This window comes from Haloferax marinum (assembly GCF_009674625.1).
GTDB lineage: Archaea > Halobacteriota > Halobacteria > Halobacteriales > Haloferacaceae > Haloferax > Haloferax marinum.
The window spans coordinates 2,512,380-2,529,139 of the sequence record NZ_WKJQ01000001.1; the positions used below are offsets into that span (position 1 = coordinate 2,512,380).

Sequence of the window (16,760 nt, forward strand, 5' to 3'; positions counted from 1 at the left end):
GCATACTCAATACGACACGGACGAATGAGTGTATCAGTGGTTGCATCCACGTGAAAGGGTCGCTCAGCCTGGTAGAGCATCCATCCTTGCGATGGGTGGCCTGAAAGATGGCCCCGGTGGTTCGAATCCATCCCCTTTCGTTCACCGCGTTTTCGTCACCACTCGCTGAACTGTTGTTTCGTCACCACTCGCTGAACTGTTGTTTCGTCATCACTCGCCGAACTGCTGTTTCGTCACCACTCGCTGAACTGTTGTCTCTCCTCGGCTACTGCCCGTCGGCGTGTGAGAAGACGAACTCCCGGAGTAACTTCGCTGCCAGCGACGCCGCCTGTCCGTCGTCTCTGTCGTTGACTTCGACCACGTCGAAGCCAGTCGCGTGTGGGGCGACCGACCGAACTACGTCGCGCATCTCACGCGACGTGAGACCGAACGGTTCTTTCGTCCCTGTTCCGGGTGCGAACGCCGGGTCGGCGGCGTCGATATCGACGCTCAGATACACCGACTCGTCGTCGAACTCGGGTGTCCAGTCGGCAACCTCCTCGGGTGGGACGACGGTCACGTCGGCGGCCTCGGCGCGTTCCCACTCCTCGGGTGCCCCGGTTCGAGCACCGAGGACGAACGCTTCGTCCACGCCGAGTTCGTCGAGGACGCGGCGGGTGATGGTCGCGTGACTCCACTCGTTGCCGTCGTACGCTTTTCTCAAATCGAGGTGGGCGTCGAGACAGACGAAGACGTCCGGTTCGACGCCATCGACACCTGCGGCGGTGACGGTGTGTTCCCCGCCGAGGACGATGGGGACGGCGTCGTCCCAGACGGCGTCGCGGACGCTCCCAGAGAGCCAGTCGACGTAGTCGGGTGCGTCGTCCCACGCGCGGATATCACCCGCGTCGTGGACAGACAGTTCGGTGAAAAGTTGGTCGGTGCGCCGGTCGTAATCGTCGAACGACTCGGCGAACCGACGGATTCGATTCGGTCCGAAACGGGTTCCTGGTTGGAAGGACGTCGAGATGTCGAGCGGGGCACCGACGAGTACGTAGTCGGCGACCTCGCGGTCTGCGATTGCCCCGGGGAACATCACTCTGTCTCCCGTTTAGACGATCTTGCGCTGGCCTTCGAACTCGAGGTACTCGATTTCGTCTTCGGGGTTGAGCTCCTCGTCTTCGGGGATGCGCATCGTGAACGTCTGGTAGGTTTCGAGGTCCATAATCTGGGCGTCCTCACCGGTGACGGAGACGACCTGACCCTGCTTTCGCTCGATGATTGGGACCCACACCTTCGCGTCGACGGGCTGGGAGAGCGAGCGCTTCTTTCCGTCGAAGACACCACGGGCCTCGACACGGGCCTTCGCACTACCGTGCTTACCGGGCTTCGCGGTACTGTAGGCGTAAATCTTGCACGGCTTGTCGTCCATGTTGACGTAGCTGCCTTCTTGGAGCTCGCGCACCTGCTTCTGCTCTTTCGCCATGTTCTCTCGTTATCGGATGGAGGGTATAAACGGTTTGGAACCGCCCTCGCACGCGAATCCTTCACGAACTCCTCCGCTGACGTCTCCGTCAGCGACTCATTCGGGCACTCCGTCAGCGACTCACTCAGACACCCCGTCGGCGTCTCGCTCTGCCATCGACGGGTCGAACCAGGTTCCTTGGGCGTCGCGGCGGCCGAGACTCCCGAGCGCTCCCGACGCCACGTTCGGGAGTGACAGCGCCAGCATAATCGCCGTCGTCAGTTCGCCAGGTGACTCGAACATCGGGACGAGATACTGGAACGGGAAGAGAATCGGCGTCCGGTTGAGGAAGGTGAGCAAGATTGCGACGGGCATGAGGACACAACCCCAGACGACACCGGCCATCAACCCGTGCCACCCGCCGTCTGCGGGGTCGGTACCGACGGTGTAGCCCGCGAGTGCACTCCCGGTCACACCGCCGACGAGCGTGAACTGCCCCGTCATCCCGAAGACGAGCGTCTCGGTACACGCGGCGAGGCACACCCCCACGACCACCGGCCGCCACTCCGTCATGGACGGAGGTGAGTTCGTGGACGCGCATAAACTTACGCGCCCGATTCTCAGCTTTGATTACTCTTCGCGGCGTTGCCGGAGGTTCTGTCGCGTGAACTGTGGCGTGGCCTTGATGCCTTTTCGACTGCGGAACGACCGCCACAGCAGGATGGCGACGAACGCTGTCGGCACGCCCGCCGCACCGACGGCGATGAGGTTCTGTGGGTCCAGCGAGTAGACGATGACTGTCGCGACGAATCCGAACGACAGGAAGATACCGTAGATGAGTCGCTTCGCCAGTTTGTCGAGGACGCCCTTGTTGTCTTCGAGGCGGACGTTGAACGTCAGATTGTCGCGGTCGGCCCTGTCGAGGACCCGTTCGAGTTTTGGCGGGACGCGAAACAGCGACTGGGCGGTCTTTTGGCCCTGTTGTCCCACCCCTTCGAGCACTTTCTGAATGCTCTCTTCGCGGTAGCCCTGTTCTGTGAGATACTCCGTCGCCACTGCGATGAAGTCGAAGTCGGGGTCGAGTGTGACACACACGCCTTCGACGACGCCCGCGACGCGAAGGACGAGCGCGAGGTTTCGCGGCAGTCGAAGCGGGAACTCGTAGATGGTCGATTCGACCTGTTCGAGAATCTGGTTGACGCGGTACTGTTCGATGTCGTCACCGCGTGCGTCGGCGATGGCGAGTTCCATCACGTCGCCCATCACCTGCCGGTCGACGTTGGGGCTGAGCGTCCCCATCTCGATGAGTGTATCGAGGATGCCGTCGACGTCCTGGTTCGCCACGGCGATGTAGAACTCGACGATTTTCTCCTGGATGAACGGGTCGACCTCGCCGTGCATCCCGAAGTCGTAGAAGATGATGCGCCCGTCGTCGGTCACAGAGAGGTTTCCGGGGTGCGGGTCGGCGTGGAAGACGCCGTCTTCGACGATCATCTGCAGGTAGGTCCGCTGCAAGTTCGTCGCCAGTTCGGTCCGGTCGATACCGAGTTCGTCCAGTGCGGCGAGGTTGTTTATCTTCGTCCCAGGGAGATACTCCATCGTGAGCACCCGGTCGTCGGAGCGCTCGTGGATTGGTTCCGGGATGACGAGTGTGTCGTCGTCTTCGAAGTTGGCCTGAATCTGCTCGAGCGTCGCCGCTTCCTCGTCGTAATCCATCTCTTCGCGAATCGTCTTGGCGAACTCGTCGGCGAGGTTCTCCAGCGAGAAGGAGCGTGCCTGCCCGATGAATCGCATGAGGAGGGGCAGCGACCAGTTGATAACCCGCAGGTCGGCCTCGACGAGTGCCTCGATACCGGGGCGGCGAACCTTGACGGCGACTTTCTCGCCCTCGTACTCTGCGACGTAGACCTGTCCGAGACTTGCACCGCTTATCGGGTCGGTGTCGAACGAGTCGAACGCCTGTTCGAGAGGGCCGAGTTCTTCTTCGATGACTTCCTTCGACTCAGACCACGGTGCAGGCGGCACGTCGTCCTGAAGACTCCCGAGCACGTCGATGTACTCCGGTGGGAGGACGTCGGGGCGCGTCGAGAGGAGTTGGCCGAGTTTGATGAACGTCGGGCCGAGCGTGAGTAGTGACTCTAAGAGGACCTCGGCGCGCTTGATGCGCATCTCTGAGGTAACTCGACGACTGCCACCGAACAGGACGAACTTCCGTTTGTCGCGGGTGTACGCGACGATGAGCGGGAAGAACTGGTAGACGACGACGAGAAACCGCCAGTAGGCGCGGAGAGTTACCAGCGTGACCACCTCGCCTCGTCAGGCGTCGTCTTCACTGGAGTTCTTCTGGTGGCCCGACGAGCTGTGCTCGTCGCCGGTGGTGATAGGGATGGTCCGCTCTGAGGCGGCCTCACGCTTCGGCAGTCGAATCTCGAGAACCCCGCGTTCCATCGACGCCTCGGCCTCGTCGGCCACTGCGTCCGGCGGCAGGGGGAGTTCGGCGTCGAGGAACAACGGTCGCTCCTCGCGGACGTAGTCGAACTCGGCAGGCATCTGTTTGTCGCGTCGCGCTTCGACGACCAGTCGTCCCTTCTCGACTTTGAGGTCGGCGGTCTCGGCGGTCACGCCGGGTAGGTCGAGGACCAACAGGTACGACGTCTCTGACTCCAGGAGGTCGGCGAACACCGCGTCCGGAAGTTCGGACAACGCGTCGCGCAGTGTTGACATGAACGTCCATAGGGAGGCGGTGTCGAAAAAGCCGGCGGTCGGGTGGACGTCGTCGGCACAATGTGGCGGCAAAACCGGCCTCCTCTCCCGAGCGTGAGGCCGACGCTTTTTGCCCCCGGAATCTAAGTGCCGCCATGGACCACCACGACCGGCACACGGCCGGGTTCAAAGAACGAACCCGACTTGCGGAGGCCCGCGAGACACTCCTCGCGGCAGTCACCCCGCACGAACGGACCGAACGACTCCCGTTGGCCGACGCCGACGGCCGGGCACTCGCCGAACCCGCTGTCGCGCCCGCGGACGTCCCGAGTTACGACCGCGCCGCGATGGATGGGTTCGCCGTCCGCGCCAGCGACACCTTCGGGGCGAGCGGTCGCTCGCCAAACGTCCTCCGCGTCGTAGAGGAGACTGTCGCGCCCGGTGAGGCCGCCCGCGTCCACACGGGCAGTGACCTCCCCGAGGGTGCCGACGCCGTGGTGATGGTCGAACACACCGACCGATTCGGCGACGAACTCGAAGTGTTCGACGCACTCGCAGAGGGCGAGAACGTCGGCGAACGCGGTGAAGACGTTCGCGAAGGTGACGCGTTGTTCGACGTCGGTCACGAACTTCGCCCCTCGGACCTCGGCCTCCTCCGGTCTGTCGGCGTCGACTCGGTCTCTGTCTTCGAGCGCCCGCGTGTCGCCGTCGTCCCGACCGGCGAGGAACTCGTCGAGTCCGACCCCGGCCCCGGCCAGGTCATCGAGACGAACGGCCTCACCGTCTCGCGACTGGTCGAACGCTGGGGCGGCGAGGCAAGCTATCGAGACATCGTCGTCGACGACGCCGACCTCTTGCGCGAGGCAGTCGAATCCGACCTCGACCACGACGTCATCGTGACGACCGGCGGGTCGTCTGTGGGCGAACGTGACCTCATTCCAGAGGTAATCTCGGAGATTGGCGAGGTACTCGTCCACGGCGTCGCACTCAAACCCGGCCACCCCGTCGCCCTCGGGGTGGTCGAAGACACGCCTGTCGTCATGCTCCCCGGCTATCCAGTCGCCTGTGTCGTCAACGCCTTCCAGTTCCTGCGGCCGGTGCTCAAGCACGTCGGGTCGCTCCCGACTCGTCCGTTCCCGACGGTCGAAGCGACGCTCACCCGGAAGATTCCGAGTTCGGCCGGCACGCGAACGTTCGCCCGAGTTCGTCTCGACGAGTCGGGTGACGACCCGACCGCCGAACCGACCCGGACGAGTGGGTCTGGCATCCTCTCGAGTGTCGCACTCGCCGACGGCTGGGTCCAAGTTCCCGAAGAAAAAGAGGGGTACGAAGAAGGCGAAACGGTCTCGGTCGAAGGCTGGGAGTGGTCTGTATGAGAAAGCAGTTCCGTGACCTCGCGTCGCCGGCAGCGGCCCGCGAGACTATCGCGTCGCTCGAACTGACGCCCGACGCGGAGACGGTCCCACTCGCCGACGCCAGAGGCCGCATCCTCGCGACCCGCGTCGACGCAGAAATCGACGTCCCCGGATTCGACCGGGCGAGCATGGACGGGTTCGCCGTCCGCGCTCGCGACACCTTCGGTGCCGACGAAGCCGACCCGATAGAACTCGACCTCGTCGGCGCGGTCCACGCCGGGGCCGAACCGGACGTCGAAGTCCGCCCCGGAACTGCGGTCGAGATATCGACTGGTGCGGTGATGCCACCCGGTGCGGACGCCGTCGTCATCGTCGAACGAACCGACGAACGCGACGACTCGCTCGTCGTCTACAAAGCCGTCGCACCGGGCGACAGCGTGATGCCCGCCGGAACCGACATCGCCGCCGGTGCCCGTGCGCTCGGCCCCGGAACTCGAATCACGCCGCGGGAAATCGGTCTCTTGTCGGCGCTCGGCCTGGACGAAGTCCCGGTTCGCGGAAAGCCAGTCGTCGGTATCGTCTCGACTGGAGACGAACTCGTCCGTCCGGGAGGGGACTTGCGCCCCGAGGCGGGGCAAATCTACGACGTGAACTCCTACACCATCGCCGCCGGTGTCGAGGACGCAGGCGGCGTTCCCAAACTCTACCCGCACGCTGGCGACGACTACGACGAGATGGAGCGACTCCTCCGGCAGGCAGCAGACGAGTGTGACCTCGTCCTCTCGTCTGGGTCGACGTCGGCCAGCGCCGTCGACGTCATCTACAAGGTGGTCGAAGAACGCGGCGAGTTGCTCCTCCACGGCGTCTCCGTCAAACCGGGCAAACCCATGCTCGTCGGGACGCTCGGCGAAGGAAGCGCCTACATCGGTCTGCCGGGGTATCCCGTCTCTGCGCTCACTATCTTCCGGACGTTCGTCGCACCTGCGATTCGCGACGCCGCTGGACTCGTCGAACCGCAGACGGCGACTATCGAGGGAACGATGGCCGTCCACGAGCGCTACGCAGAAGGCCGGACACGACTCATGCCGGTCGGTCTAGTAACCGACGGATCGGGCGAGATGCTCGTCTACCCGGTCGACAAGGGGTCGGGAGCGACGACGAGTCTGGTCGAAGCAGACGGCGTCGTGGAAGTCCCTGCGGACGTCGAGTACATCGCGGCCGGTGAGACGGTGTCTGTCCAACTCTTCTCGCCCGACGTTCGCCCGCCGGAACTGCTCGGCGTCGGCGAGGACGACCCCGCGCTGTCGCGACTGCTCGACCGGGTTCCGTCGCCGCGGTATCTCGCTGTCGGGTCGCGCGAAGGCCTCCGCAGACTCCGCGACGGCGTCCCAGACGTGGTCGTCGTCGCCGGCGACAACCGCGGCGAAACCGACGCCGTCGAACTCGGGTCGTGGACGCGCGAGTGGGGACTCGTCGTTCCCGCAGACAACCCTGCCGAGGTGACCGGTCTCTTGGACCTCGTGGAGTCTGACCTCCGGTTCGTCAACCGCGATACCACCTCTGGCCTCCGGACCGAACTCGGAAACGCCATCGCCGCTCTCGCAGACGAACGCGGAACGACTCGGCACGAACTCGTCGAAGCTATCGACGGGTTCGACCACGGGACCAAAGCGTTCGAGAGTCCTGCGCGCGCCGTGTTGACCGGTCGAGCAGACGTCGGCCTCGGCCTCCGCGAGACGGCCGACTCACTCGACCTCGGGTTCGTGTCACTCGGGAGACAGAGCGTATCCGTCCTCGCGAACCCCGACCGGACGGAGAAACCCAGCGTGCGAACGCTCGAGTCGATTCTGAAAGACAGCGACGTGTTCGACACGCTTGTCGGGTACGAGCGCGACTGATTTGGCCTCCTCGTCGTCGATATTATCCTTCGCTTGAATTTTAAAATAAGTGGAACGTATATATCCACGCAGATAGTACGAGATTGGTATGAGCGGTTCCCAATCGGTCCTTCACGTCGACGACGACCGCGAGATGCTCGCCCTTTCGATGGCGACGTTTCGAAAATTCGACGACGTCTCTCTTCTCACGGCCACGACGGCCACCGAGGCACTCCGGGTCTTCTCTGAACACGAAATCGATTGTGTCGTCAGCGACTCGTTGGTGTTGCCCGACGGCGTTCCACTCGTCGAGGCACTCCGGCGCGAAGACGAGGACGTACCAATCGTCCTCTTCACCGCGAAAGACTGGACCGAAGTCGCAGACGTCGCGTCCGCGGCACACGTCTCCGAGTACGTCCAGAAAGCCGGGCCGGACGACCTCTCGGCGGTTCTCCAACACGTCGGTTCGTTCGTCGGCGACGACTGCGACGAGTCGTTCGGTGACGACACCTCAGCAGTCGCGCAAGCGCTCTCTGACCACGCCGCCGCCACCGCCGATGCGTCGTTCAGCCTCGACGAAAACTGGGAACTCATCGGCCAGTGGGTCGGTGACGACGAACTCGGTATCGTCGTCGTCGAAGCGATCGAGTCACACGCGGGCCTCCCGGCTATCGACGAACCGTTGTACCGCTACATCGACTCGGACGCGCTCGAAGAGTTGCTTCGGCCGGTCCTCGAAGACGAGGAACGACCCGGTATCGAAGTTCGGTTCCCATACGGCGAGTTCCAACTCGCCGTGACGAGTACGGGCGACATCTTCGCCCGTCCTGCCCCCGACGAGACGCTCTACTGATTTTTCTGGGGACGACTGTCCTTCAAAACGCTATCGAGACGACTGCCCTTCAAAAACGCTCCCGAGACTTGTTACTTGTTCACGCGACGTGTCGCGGCAGGTCGTCGAACGACTGCACGCGATACTCTCCGAGGACACACCGACCACGGTGTTCCGGGCCGTGTCGCTCGACGTGAATCCCGTCGAGGCCAGTGTTCCAAGCCGCGCCGATGTCGTTTTCACCGTCGCCAGCGAGGACGCCAGAGGTGCCACCGTCGGTCATGAGTGTCCCACCGAGCCCAAGTTTCGAGATGGCGCGTTCGACAGGCGCAGCGTCGGGTTTCCATCCCGTTTCTTCGCTACAGCAGACGACGGCGTCGAACCAGTCACGAACGTCGAGGTGGTCCAAGACGGGGTCGGTCAGGAACTGCTGGCAGTGCGTCACGATGCCGACTGGGCGACCGGCAGCGTGGATATCCTCGATGAGACGGACGGCATCGTCGTGGAGGTACGTCGACTCTGCACGCTTCATCGGGTCTTCTTCGTGGTGGAAGGCGGGCCAGAACTCGGCGGGGTCGATACCCCACTCGCTGAGTGTCGGGTTGCGTGCACCGCCGAGTCCGTGCCAGAGTATCTCCGCTTCTCGGTCGGTGAACTGGCGACCTAACCGGTCTCCAACCCTGTCGAACACGTCGCGTGTGTAGGCCCACTCGGCGTCGACGAGCGTGCCGTCGAGGTCGAACAGCCAGAAATCGTAGTCATCAGCGACCATTCGGAGGAATATGTAGGTCAGGTTCGGATAAATGTCTTCTGTAGCGGAGCTATCGGTCTGTCGCGTCTCCGGGTTCGACGTGAATCGCGCTGCCGAAGTATTTGTGGAGGACGTCTCGGACCGACGTCGCGTTGAACTCGTCGAGGCTCTCGGCTATCGCGTCCCGGAGTTCGTCGAGCGACTCTTCGGTCGTCCTGAGCTCTGCGAACTCACAGGAGACGACTGGCACGTCGACCCAGGAGGACGCGAGTTCGCAGGCGTACACCGGGTCGTTCACCTCACCCCGCCACAACGCGTCTCGAAACAGCATCCACCCCGACGCACCGGGTTCCGGTGGGGTGACGCTGACCGTCGTCTCGAACTCCCGTGGCTCCGTCCTGACTCCGCTCGCCGTCTCGAGACGGAAGCGGACGTTGAAGACGTATCTGAGGGTCATCCCTGCAACTCGCCGTCGAACAGGTCGGCGAGGCGCAGGTCTTTCTCGGTGATACCACCTTCCTCGTGGCTCGTGAGCCTAACTTCGACTTTCTTGTACCGGATGGTTATCTCGGGGTGGTGGAACTCCGCTTCTGCGACTTCGCCGACGCTCGCAGCGAACGCGACGCCCGCGAGATAGTCGTCGAACTCGTAGACGCGGACGATTTCGTCGCCGTCGCGGTGCCATTCGTCGCTCAGTCGTGAATCGACGTCGTCGTTGGAGAGTACCTCGGCCATACCGAACATGTCGGGTGGAAAACCGATAAGGATTCGCCCGACTCACGGCGGCGCGACGAGGACGAACGCCGGCCCCGACACCGTTCGCCTCCTTTCGAGGCCGTTCGCTTCGCTCACGCCGCTGCTGACCCGCCCCGTGACCGACACGCGGTCACCGCGTTCGATGGCCGTCGACGTGCCGCGCCGGTCGCGTTTGCCGCGTCGGCCGCGTTTGCCGCGTCGACCGTGTTCGTCTCGTCGGTCGCCTTTGTCACGCCGGCCACCTTCGTCGCCCAAGACGACACCACCGTCTGGTGGGATTCGCACCGAAATTCGCCCGCTCCCGTCTTCGAGGACGAACGGTCGCGTCGTCCGCCCGCTGATGGTCTTCCGCCCGGCGATTCCTCTCTCCCCTGTCTCGTCGTCCCTCCACGTCTCGACTGCCGGTCCGTCGCCTGCGATGCCGACCACAGTGCCGACGACTGTCGCTCTGGCGACGCCGACGAGGTCGGCGACTCGCCGACGTGGAGCAGAGTCCACCAGCCGGCGATACCGACGTTCTCGGAGGTGTGTGACGACACGCCGGCCGACTTTCCCGACGTATCCGTGCGGTGGTGTCGTTCGAAGTGACGTGAGAGACTCCATCGAACGTGGGTGGCGTCGGATTCGTATATAAATCTCCGCCGGCAGGGCGAATCGACGGCGGTCAGACGGGAGAAAAACAGAACCCAAGACTAGCGAGACAGAACGTACGACTAGCGAGACAGAACCCAAGACTAGCCAGTCGTACTGGGTAGAGCGCGTCAGAAAAACCGGGCGTTCAGTCGTTCGAGAGTTGCTCGACGACACGACGTGGGGCGTCCTCGTCGACGACGTCGTGGTCGCCCTCGGAGCGCCCGTCTTCGGCGTCGTCCGTCATCGCCGGTGCCGACTTCAGTTCGTCCGGCAGCGAGTAGTCGTCGAATCCGGGGTCGAACAGCTGCATCGCAGTCTGGATGGTCGTCCAGTCGTCGTCGCCGGCGGCGTCGCGCAAACTCTTCGTCGGCGCAGAGAGCAGTTGCCCGATGAGTGCGTCTGCGAGGGATTCGACCGTCTCACGCTGTTCGTCGGTCAGGTCGCCCTGTGCTTCCAACTTCGAGATGGCCGTCGAAACCTCGCGGCGCTTGACGAGTTCTGCCGCCTCGTACATCGAGGAGATAGCCTCGTCGGCCCGCTTGCGTTTGTAGGAGGCCAGTAGGCGGTCGAACTCTTCGTCTATCATCGCTTCGACCTGTTTGGCCGCCTGTTCGCGCTGGGCCGCCGTTCGGTCGGTGACCGTCTCCAAGTCGTCGATATCGTGGACAGAGACGCCGTCGAACTCGTCGGCCGCCGGGTCGATGTCGCGTGGTTGGGCGATGTCGATGAGCATCGTCTCGCCCGCGGTTTCGAGATGTGTCGTTCCGACGACGTAGTTCGGACTGCTCGTCGCGGTGATGACGAGGTCCGCGTTCACGAGCAACTCGGTGATGTCGTCGAGTCCGGCGGCGTCGTCGATGCCGGGCACCTCACGGGAGAGATGCGCTGCGTGGGCGACGGTCCGATTCACGACGACGAGTTCGGAGACGTCCACAGACGCGAGCGCCTTCGCGGCGAGCGTCCCCATCTCGCCCGCGCCGACGACGAGGGCGCGTGCCTCCTCGATAGGGTGGTCGAGTTTGGCGCGAGCGAGTCTGACGGCGGCGCTTCCGAGCGAGACTGCACCTTCGTTTATCGCCGTCTCGTTGCGGGCACGCTCGCCGACGTGGATGGCTTTCATCAGTGCGTCTTCGAGCATCGAGCCGATGCTCCCGGTGTCGTGGGCCGCCTCGACGGCGGTCTTGAGTTGACCGAGAATCTGGTCTTCGCCGAGGACGAGCGATTCGAGACCCGCCGCCACGCGCATCAGGTGGCGAAGGCTCTCTTCGTGGTCCATGTGTCGAACGCTCCCGTCTCGAACGTCGGGCGCGAAATCCGCCAGTGCGCGGCGTCCGTCGGCGGCGTCGTCGGTGACGACGTACGCCTCCGCCCGGTTACACGTCTGCAACGAGAACGCTTCTGTGACACCGTCTCGCTCGCGGAGTCGGGCGACGACGGTCTCGACGTCGTCGCTCGATGCGGATTCTATCTCCTGAACGCTCGCCCGGTCGTGGGCGACGCTCACACCAGAGATGACACCCGCGCTTCTCATGAATTACCCCGCTGTTCTGTAATCACGCGCGCTGCCTCTCGTCGGGGGTTTGCATCCGCACTACGTAAAGCCTTCCAAACTGCTGGGTCTCGGACGACGGCACGAATCGCCGCACGGCGTTCGGCCGGCGGTCGGCCAGACTCTTTGAGTTCAGTTCGGAGGTCGGCGGTCAGGTCGGCCATCGCTCCTGCGCCGTCGAGTTCGGCCTCGATGCGCTCACGGAGGTACTTCGAGAGCGCCGGACTCGCGCCGCCGGTCGTGACGGCAACGGACACAGTTCCGTCGTCCACGGTGGCGGGAACGACGACGCTTCCCGCGTCGCGGTCGCCGCTCTCGTCCGCCCGATTGACCAGTACGCCTCGGGCTTGGGCCGCGGCGACGACAGCGTCGTTCACGTCGCTATCGTTCGTCGCCGCCACGACGAGCACAGGGTCGAATCGCTCGACCCAGTCGGCGACGTCGTCGGGTTCGGGGGCGGCACGGACCAGTTCGGACTCGCCGAACTCCCGGTCTGCGAACTCGGGACTCACGACGACGGTTCGCGTCTCGCGGGCGAACCGCCGTGCCTTCCGTGCCCCGACGGGACCGCCCCCAAACACGAGGACCGTCTCGCCGGACAGGTCGTGAACTAGTGGAACCATCTCACTCTGTGTGTGCGTCTGCTCGCTCGTCCAGTCGGATTCCAGTCTTCTTCAAGATTCGCGTCGAAAACAGCGAATCCCAGTCGTCGTCGTCCACATCCCAGTACTCGCTCATGACCTCGCGGACACGCTCGATTCGAGCGTCGCTCTCTTCTTTCGACCGGCCGTGGGTCATCGCGAAGAAGTTGTACGGCCACACGCCCTCGTGCCGTGGTCGGCGATAACAGTGGGTGACGAAGTCGAGTGCGGCGATTTTCGGGCCGACGTCCATCACGATGTCGTCGGGGATGTTCCAGACGGTCATGCCGTTTTCCGAGTAGCCGAGGGCGTAGTGGTTCGGGATGACGCCGACGCGACGCACCTTCCCCTCGAGATTGAACCGCTTGATGGTCTCGACGACCCACGCGGTCTCCTGCCCGAGTGCCTCGGCCACGTCGGCGTAGGGCGTCTCCGTTATCGGAAGCCCACCCTGTATCTCCAAGACGAGGTCACGTTCGTCGGGCGTGAGTAGTCGTTCGCCCGACGGTTCGACGTCTGGGCCGAGGTGCGAGAGGTCGAGGTCGCCGTCCGAGACGGGGCTGTCGAGGAGGAACTTCGCACCGACGTGGAACTCGTGGATTTTGGGCATGTTGTACGTCGGTTGCCCGGTCTCGTCTTCTATCGCCGCGAGCACTTCGTCTACACGTGACTCTGTGGCGACAGAGACGACGAACCACATGTTGAGGTGTGGATGTTCGCGCTCGTAGTTGTGTGCGACTTCCCGGTGTGCGTTCACCTGTTCTGCGACCTCGTCGAAGCGCTCAGGTGGCGCGTGCATGGCGACGAGCGTCGCCGTGCCACCGATTTCTTCTGCGTTGACGAGTGCACCGAACCGTGAGAGTGTTCCCTCTTCGTCGAGGCTCCGAACACGTTCACAGAGTTCCGACGCCGTCACGTCCACGCCGCGTTCCCGGAGCGCGGCAGCAGCAGGTTCGAACGGACGTTCGACGACGGGAAACCCGCCCTGAAAGGCGTTGACGATGGCGCGGTCGAGACGAGAGAAGTCCGCGTCCGCCTGTATCATGGGCGTGAGTCAGGATGCGAAGGCAATAAGCACCTCGCTTGTTCTCGCTCCGAGAACGCACTGGTGTCGGCCATCGAAAGACCCGAACGTCGGTGATTCGAGCAGTGTGCCGCGTCGGATAGGTGGAGAAAAAGACCGTTCAGGGAACGGGCGTGACTTTCTCGACGTTGTCGAGTGCTTCGAGGTCTGCGACGATGGCGTCGTGGTCGGCGGTCGCCTCGTAGTAGAACACGAGGTCGAACGTGCCGTCACGGACGAGTTGCTGACACTCCCAGACGAACTCGTCGTCGTCGACGCTGAGTCCCTGGAACTGGTTCGACGAGAAGTCCGTGTCGTCGTTGCCGGCGTAAATCCACGCGTCTCCTTTCCCGGCGTGGTCGGCGATGATTTCGTTTATCGCCACCGTCATCTCCTGCATCTCGAGGTCCTCACGACCGCTGAGGTCCGTGTGAACGATAGCGCCGACTAGCTCGATGTCGCCCGGTTCGAGCAGTGCGAGCGTTCGCTGGTAGAGGTCGTCGTCGATGGTCTCGCTCATGTCCACACCTTCTCGGCGAAGTACAAACGGATGGCGATTCGTCTGTGGGATTCCAGGCACACTCGTTTCCCTCGTTCACTCCCGCGACGACTTTCGACTCGCATTGCTCGTGGGGAACCGGTTCACACCGGCTCGGTCGGGTCGACACGGCGGCGACCCGCACCGATACGAACCCACAAGACACATAGGCTGTCCATGCCACCCACGATACATGTTCGGGTGGTTCCGCCGTGGGTTCAGACGCGCCTACGAGCGTGTGCTCCGCCGCGAGATTGGCGAGGGGCCGACACACGTCGCAATCATCCAAGACGGGAACCGCCGCTACGCGAAAAAGCGCGGCGACGACGCGCCCGACGGCCACCGTGCGGGTGCGCAGACGACCGAGAACGTCCTCGAATGGTGTGAAGAACTCGGCATCGAGGAGTTGACGCTCTACGCCTTTTCCACCGAGAACTTCGAGCGCCCGCCTCACGAGCGAGAACCGCTGTTCGACCTCTTCGAGAACAAACTGTACGAGTTCGCCGACGCCGAACGCGTCCACGAACGAGAAGTCGCCGTCCGCGCGATTGGCGAGGTGGATATGCTCCCGGAGCGTGTCCGCGACGCCATCGACTACGCCGAATCGGAGACCGCCGACTACGACACGTTCACACTCAACATCGCCCTCGCGTACGGCGGCCGAGCGGAACTCCTCAGCGCCGCCCGTGACGTCTGTCGCGAAGTCCACAGTGGCGACCTCTCGCCCGAGGACGTCGACGTCGAAGCGGTCGACTCCCACCTCTCTCGACAACCCGTCCGCGACGTAGACCTCATCATCCGCACCGGCGGCGACGAGCGAACCTCGAACTTCCTGCCGTGGCACGCCAACGGCAACGAAGCGGCCGTCTACTTCTGTGCGCCCTACTGGCCGGAGTTCTCGAAGATAGACCTGCTTCGCGGGATTCGAACCTACGAGTCACGCGAGAAATCGTGGCAACGGACGCGAACCGAGCGGGCCGTCGCCCTCGTCCGCGCCGTCGCAGAAGTCGAGTTCGAAGACGCGAGAACTGTCGCCGGCCGACTCCGTGAACAACTGCCGTCGTCGGGTGCCGACGAAGTCTCCGCCGAGTTGGCGAAGCGGACCGACGAGACGGCGGACTGAGGCCAGTACCGCGGTTCTGCGACCTACTCCGACCCTTGTGCAGCGCCGGCGTCGGTGACGCGACCCAAGAAGAGAATCGCGTCGGTCGGCCGGTCACGAATACAGAACAGGAACGGCCGGTCGAACCGGAGTTCGCCCCACGAGGGTGGTAACGATTCCAGCATGACGACGGCCGTCGCCGCCGCCGCTTCGGTTCCATCTTCGTCCACTGACACGAACGACTTGTGGAACACCTCGTCGATGAAGAGGCCGCCCTGTCCCCCTTCGACCATCCCGCCGAAGTCGGCACCCCCGCCGAACGCGATGGGCATCCCGAGTTCCGAGAGCGCCTTCGACAACTGCACCTCTGTCTCGAACTCGAACCGCGGGAACACGAGCGACCCCGTCGCATCGCTCATCTCCTCGAAGATGCCGAACAACTGCGCTGCGGTGAGATTCTGCTCGAACTCTTCGAAGGTGCCTTCGTCGGGGAGGATGAGCACCATCGACACGTCTTCGCCGATATACGGGAGTTCGACGGCCTGTGCCCCCGGAATCGACGCGTAGTTCACACGGTCCATCTCCTGGTGCATGAGCGGAACCGTCGATTCGGTCCCGTCCAGCGCGGTAAACGTCCCGTCTTCGGTGTTTTCGGGGTCGAACTTGTGCAACCAACTCGCCATGAAGTAGATGGCGTTGGTGAGGACGAGCACCGTCTGTGGGGTGATAGAGCCTGCTGGGAGCAGGTCTTCGATTCGGTCTTCGGTCTGGTCGGCGACCCAGTCGTTGATTCGCTCGCGTTCGCCATCTGGGTCGCCCGCGAAGTCTGCTTCTCGGAGGCCTGCACCGTAGTGTTCCTCCAGCAGTCCGAGGTAGTCGTCGGAGAACGGGTAGCCATCTGCTCCCCACAGCGTGTTCGCCACAGACAGTTGGAAGGCGTCGACTTCGGAGTCGTCGACGGGGTCGGTGGCCGTCTGCCGACTGTCGAGTTCGGCTTGCAGGTCGGCGAAGGCGGAGTGAATCTCCTCGCCCAGCGTGTAGTGGAGCACGTCTTCCATCTGCTGGCGCGTGTCGCCACGAGCGCCGGCGTAGGTCATCGCCAGTGCCACCGAGATGCTGTACGGCGAGAGGAACTGGTTACCGCCCGTGTTAGCCGCCAGATGGTTGTGGAGTTCGAGGGCGAACTCGGCGTTTCCAGCGGCGAGTGCAGCGAGTCGTTCGTCGTCGACACCGGGTTCGCCAGTCGGCGGTTCGTCGGTCGGTGTGTCTGTGGAGGGCGGTGCTGTCGTGTCCGTCTCGGACGGGGGGTCCTCGGTGCCCGTGCATCCGGCCACCGTTGCGGCGGCGAGTGCACCCGAGAGCGCGAGCAGTTCGCGACGGTTCATGTCGGACGATTCACACAGCGAGGAATAGGTCTTCTGTAGACCCAAGCGGGTCTTTGTGTTATTTTCGCCGCCGCCAGTGAAGTAGAAGAAGCTGGAGACTCGCTGTCACGAATACGAATAAGAGCTCACCT

Annotated in this window: 18 protein-coding genes and 1 tRNA gene; 5 read left to right on the top strand and 14 right to left on the bottom strand. The window is 63.6% G+C overall.

All coding sequences use genetic code 11. The features are described 5' to 3' along the window. Positions 1-52: 52 nt before the first annotated feature. Positions 53-140, top strand: a tRNA-OTHER gene (locus GJR99_RS12630). A 125-nt stretch (positions 141-265) separates the two neighbouring features. Here GJR99_RS12630 and speB read toward each other — a convergent pair. The 5 genes from speB to GJR99_RS12655 all read right to left on the bottom strand — a co-directional run bounded on the left by speB (position 266) and on the right by GJR99_RS12655 (position 4,168). After that, positions 266-1,075: an agmatinase gene (gene speB, locus GJR99_RS12635; protein WP_151112690.1), complete on the bottom strand. Its 810-nt coding sequence runs from the start codon at positions 1,073-1,075 to the stop codon at positions 266-268. A 15-nt stretch (positions 1,076-1,090) separates the two neighbouring features. After that, positions 1,091-1,465 (bottom strand): translation initiation factor IF-5A, encoded by a 375-nt coding sequence (locus GJR99_RS12640; RefSeq protein WP_151112692.1) that lies wholly within the window; start codon positions 1,463-1,465, stop codon positions 1,091-1,093. 120 nt (positions 1,466-1,585) lie between these two features. Continuing rightward, positions 1,586-2,017 (bottom strand): DUF5518 domain-containing protein, encoded by a 432-nt coding sequence (locus GJR99_RS12645; protein WP_151112694.1) that lies wholly within the window; start codon positions 2,015-2,017, stop codon positions 1,586-1,588. Positions 2,018-2,074: 57 nt separating this feature from the next. After that, positions 2,075-3,751, bottom strand: a complete 1,677-nt coding sequence (locus GJR99_RS12650; protein WP_151112696.1) for an ABC1 kinase family protein — start codon at positions 3,749-3,751, stop codon at positions 2,075-2,077. A gap of 9 nt (positions 3,752-3,760) precedes the next feature. After that, positions 3,761-4,168, bottom strand: a complete 408-nt coding sequence (locus tag GJR99_RS12655) for an Hsp20/alpha crystallin family protein (RefSeq protein WP_151112698.1) — start codon at positions 4,166-4,168, stop codon at positions 3,761-3,763. A 134-nt stretch (positions 4,169-4,302) separates the two neighbouring features. Between GJR99_RS12655 and GJR99_RS12660 the strand changes: the two genes are divergently transcribed. The 3 genes from GJR99_RS12660 (at position 4,303) to GJR99_RS12670 (ending at position 8,232) form a co-directional block, all read left to right on the top strand. After that, a complete protein-coding gene (locus GJR99_RS12660) occupies positions 4,303-5,523 on the top strand; it encodes a molybdopterin molybdotransferase MoeA (protein ID WP_151112700.1) in 1,221 nt (406 codons plus the stop codon). After that, positions 5,520-7,400, top strand: a complete 1,881-nt coding sequence (locus GJR99_RS12665) for a molybdopterin biosynthesis protein (RefSeq protein WP_151112702.1) — start codon at positions 5,520-5,522, stop codon at positions 7,398-7,400. Before GJR99_RS12660 ends, GJR99_RS12665 begins: the two co-directional genes overlap by 4 nt. 88 nt (positions 7,401-7,488) lie before the next feature. Then, positions 7,489-8,232 carry a response regulator gene (locus tag GJR99_RS12670; RefSeq protein WP_151112704.1) on the top strand — a complete coding sequence of 248 codons (744 nt, stop codon included), beginning with the start codon at positions 7,489-7,491 and terminating at the stop codon, positions 8,230-8,232. Between the two features lie 79 nt (positions 8,233-8,311). On the opposite strand, the gene GJR99_RS12675 is transcribed toward GJR99_RS12670, so the two are convergent. The 8 genes from GJR99_RS12675 to GJR99_RS12710 form a co-directional block, all read right to left on the bottom strand. Beyond that, positions 8,312-8,983, bottom strand: a complete 672-nt coding sequence (locus tag GJR99_RS12675) for an HAD family hydrolase (RefSeq protein WP_151112706.1) — start codon at positions 8,981-8,983, stop codon at positions 8,312-8,314. A 49-nt stretch (positions 8,984-9,032) separates the two neighbouring features. Continuing rightward, the gene (gene lwrS, locus GJR99_RS12680; RefSeq protein ID WP_151112709.1) at positions 9,033-9,419 is read right to left on the bottom strand and encodes an LWR-salt protein; all 387 of its coding nucleotides are present in this window, start codon (positions 9,417-9,419) and stop codon (positions 9,033-9,035) included. Further along, a complete protein-coding gene (locus GJR99_RS12685; protein ID WP_151112711.1) occupies positions 9,416-9,697 on the bottom strand; it encodes a 4a-hydroxytetrahydrobiopterin dehydratase in 282 nt (93 codons plus the stop codon). The genes lwrS and GJR99_RS12685 overlap by 4 nt, the downstream gene beginning before the upstream one ends. Positions 9,698-9,739: 42 nt before the next feature. After that, a complete protein-coding gene (locus GJR99_RS12690) occupies positions 9,740-10,321 on the bottom strand; it encodes a hypothetical protein (RefSeq protein WP_191967123.1) in 582 nt (193 codons plus the stop codon). Between the two features lie 175 nt (positions 10,322-10,496). Beyond that, complete coding sequence (gene hemA, locus GJR99_RS12695; RefSeq protein ID WP_151112713.1) at positions 10,497-11,882, bottom strand: glutamyl-tRNA reductase; 1,386 nt, start codon at positions 11,880-11,882, stop codon at positions 10,497-10,499. Beyond that, positions 11,879-12,523 (bottom strand): precorrin-2 dehydrogenase/sirohydrochlorin ferrochelatase family protein, encoded by a 645-nt coding sequence (locus GJR99_RS12700; RefSeq protein WP_151112715.1) that lies wholly within the window; start codon positions 12,521-12,523, stop codon positions 11,879-11,881. Before GJR99_RS12700 ends, hemA begins: the two co-directional genes overlap by 4 nt. A 1-nt stretch (position 12,524) precedes the next feature. Then, positions 12,525-13,586 carry a siroheme decarboxylase subunit beta gene (gene ahbB / locus GJR99_RS12705; protein ID WP_151112717.1) on the bottom strand — a complete coding sequence of 354 codons (1,062 nt, stop codon included), beginning with the start codon at positions 13,584-13,586 and terminating at the stop codon, positions 12,525-12,527. Between the two features lie 139 nt (positions 13,587-13,725). Further along, the gene (locus GJR99_RS12710; RefSeq protein ID WP_151112719.1) at positions 13,726-14,124 is read right to left on the bottom strand and encodes a DUF5778 family protein; all 399 of its coding nucleotides are present in this window, start codon (positions 14,122-14,124) and stop codon (positions 13,726-13,728) included. Positions 14,125-14,335: 211 nt separating this feature from the next. Between GJR99_RS12710 and uppS the strand changes: the two genes are divergently transcribed. After that, positions 14,336-15,265, top strand: coding sequence for a polyprenyl diphosphate synthase (gene uppS, locus GJR99_RS12715; protein WP_151112721.1), 930 nt, complete (start codon positions 14,336-14,338; stop codon positions 15,263-15,265). A 23-nt stretch (positions 15,266-15,288) separates the two neighbouring features. On the opposite strand, the gene GJR99_RS12720 is transcribed toward uppS, so the two are convergent. After that, entirely contained in the window at positions 15,289-16,629 is a 1,341-nt protein-coding gene (locus GJR99_RS12720) for a serpin family protein (RefSeq protein ID WP_151112723.1), read from the bottom strand. Between the last annotated feature and the right edge of the window lie 131 nt (positions 16,630-16,760).